At 63.9% G+C, this 2,262-nt stretch carries 2 protein-coding genes; one reads left to right on the forward strand and one right to left on the reverse strand.

Translation table 11 applies throughout. The annotated features are described in order from the left end of the window. Positions 1-154: 154 nt before the first annotated feature. Entirely contained in the window at positions 155-1,243 is a 1,089-nt protein-coding gene (locus tag ABWP50_RS03565) for a cysteine desulfurase family protein (RefSeq protein ID WP_353216618.1), read from the reverse strand. A gap of 67 nt (positions 1,244-1,310) precedes the next feature. Between ABWP50_RS03565 and ABWP50_RS03570 the strand changes: the two genes are divergently transcribed. Then, positions 1,311-1,958, forward strand: coding sequence for an alpha/beta hydrolase (locus ABWP50_RS03570; protein WP_353216619.1), 648 nt, complete (start codon positions 1,311-1,313; stop codon positions 1,956-1,958). Positions 1,959-2,262: the final 304 nt, after the last annotated feature.

Raw genomic sequence — 2,262 nt, forward strand, 5'->3', positions numbered from 1 at the left:
CAGTTCGATGGCGGCCTTGGCCTGATAGCCCCACATATGCGCGCTGTGCGGATTGCCATAACCATCCAGACCCCACGGCGCCATGGCATCGGCCACCGCTGGATCGAGGGGCGTCGTTGCGCCATAATCGAGATAGATCGGCAGGTTCATCGCGTCAGCTTCGCCCCAGCCGGGCTGCCATGGCAAGCCATGCGGCGATGAATGCGGCAATGTCGGCATCGCTGGTGCTGGCCGACAGGCTGACGCGAATGGCCTCGCCAGCGCCCGCGCCTATTCCCATCGCGTCCAGCACATGGCTGGATTTGACCTTGCCCGATGAGCAGGCCGCCCCGGCCGACACCATGAAGCCATCCAGATCGAGCATCATCACCTGTGTTGCCGCTGGCACGCCGGCCATGCCGATGCTGCTGATGTGCGGCAGGCGCGGCGCGGCGTTGCCGTGGATCACTGCGCCGGCCGCGATCAGATCGGCCTCCATGGCGCTGCGCCGCGCTGCCACGCCGGCCCAGTCGTGCACCTCGCCAGCCGCTGCGGCAAAGCCAGCGATACCGGGCAGATTGTGCGTGCCGCCGCGGTGGCCGCGTTCCTGGCCGCCGCCGCGCTGCACCGCGTGCAGGGTTTCGGGCGCCCGCGCCACCAATGCGCCAACACCGGGCGGCCCGCCCAGCTTGTGCGCCGACAGCGCGATGAAGTCTGCCGCCGCCGGCAGTTCAATCTTGCCGGCCGCCTGCACACAATCGGCCAGCAGCAGCCCGCCAGCGGCATGGGTGATCGCTGCGATCACCGCCAGCGGCTGCACCACGCCGGTTTCATTGTTGCCGGCCTGCACGGCCACCAGCGCCGGGCCGGCCAGCAACGCCTGTTCCAGCGCCGCCAGATCGATCAGTCCGTGGCGGTCAACCGGCAGCAGGGCGATATCTTCGCAGGCCTGCAACACGGCATCATGCTCGGTGGCGCCGGCCAGCACGCGCAGGCGCGCGCCGCTGCCCGGCAACCGTGCCCCGTGCAGCGCCAGCGCCAACGCTTCGGTGCCGCCGCTGGTGAAGATGATCTGTTCGGGCAGCGCGCCCGCAAAGCGCGTCACGTCGTTACGCGCGGTTTCCAGTATGGCATAAGCGGCGCGGCCGCCGGCATGCACGCTGGATGGATTGCCGATCTGGCCAAGCGCCGCTGTCATCGCGGCGATTGCGGCGGCGCTCACTGGCGTGGTGGCAGCATGATCGAGATAGATGCGGCTTTTCATTGCATGCGAGCCTTAGCACACCATATAGAGCGCCCAAGCCGCATTGCGCCGCACGCCAAGGAATGACATGCCCGAAGTGATCCTGACCGGCCCCGAAGGCCGCATCGAAGGCCGTTATCAGCCCGGCCTCGTGCCGCGCGCGCCGGTGGCGATCCTGCTGCAGCCGCATCCGGCGCAAGGCACGATGAACCATCCCATCGTGCTGGCGTTGTACCAGAGCTTCGTGCGGCGCGGCTTTGCGACGCTGCGCTTCAACTTTCGCGGCGTCGGCCGCAGCCAGGGCACATTCGACAATGGCATCGGCGAATTGTCGGACGCGGCCAGCGCGCTGGATTGGCTGCAGCAGTTCAACCCCGAAGCGCACACCACCTGGGTGGGCGGATTTTCCTTTGGCGCATGGATCGGCATGCAATTGCTGATGCGCCGGCCGGAGATCAAGGGCTTCATATCGATCGCGCCGCCAGCCAACATGTATGATTTCACCTTTCTGGCGCCGTGCCCGTCCAGCGGCATCATCGTTGATGGTGAAAATGACGAAGTGGTGCCACCGCCAGCCGTGCTCAAGCTGGTCGACAAGCTGAAAACCCAGCGTCACATCACCATCGAACACCAGACGATCCCGGGTGCCAACCATTTCTTCCAGAATGAAATGGTGGAATTGATGGCCGTGGTGGATGGCTATCTCGACATGCGGCTGGCGAATGGCGGGCGTTAGGTTCGGCAGCACGGCTGAATCAATCGACCCGGTTGACCGGCGGCAAAGCGTGATGCGGGCTTCACGGCCGCAGTGCTGTACTGCGAAATGATCAGAGATGCGAAACGAAAGTGTCGGAAAATTTTACAGTTTACGCATTTTTAACCACGTATTGTTCTTGAAATACAATAAATCAACAATTGGCACACTTTATGCATAGTCTGAATTGGTTGCACCTTCAGCCAATCAGGAGTTTTCTCATGAAACATCTCGTTCTTGCTCTGACGCTCGCTGTAGCGAGCGCCGTTCCGGCCGCTGCCGTGAC

The organism is Sandarakinorhabdus sp. (assembly GCF_040398645.1).
Lineage (GTDB): Bacteria > Pseudomonadota > Alphaproteobacteria > Sphingomonadales > Sphingomonadaceae > Sandarakinorhabdus.

Coding starts and splice junctions, on each gene's coding strand:
- ABWP50_RS03565 (WP_353216618.1), bottom strand. CDS start 1,243: ATGAAAAGCCGCATCTATCTCGATCATGCTGCCACCACGCCAGTGAGC.
- ABWP50_RS03570 (WP_353216619.1), top strand. CDS start 1,311: ATGCCCGAAGTGATCCTGACCGGCCCCGAAGGCCGCATCGAAGGCCGT.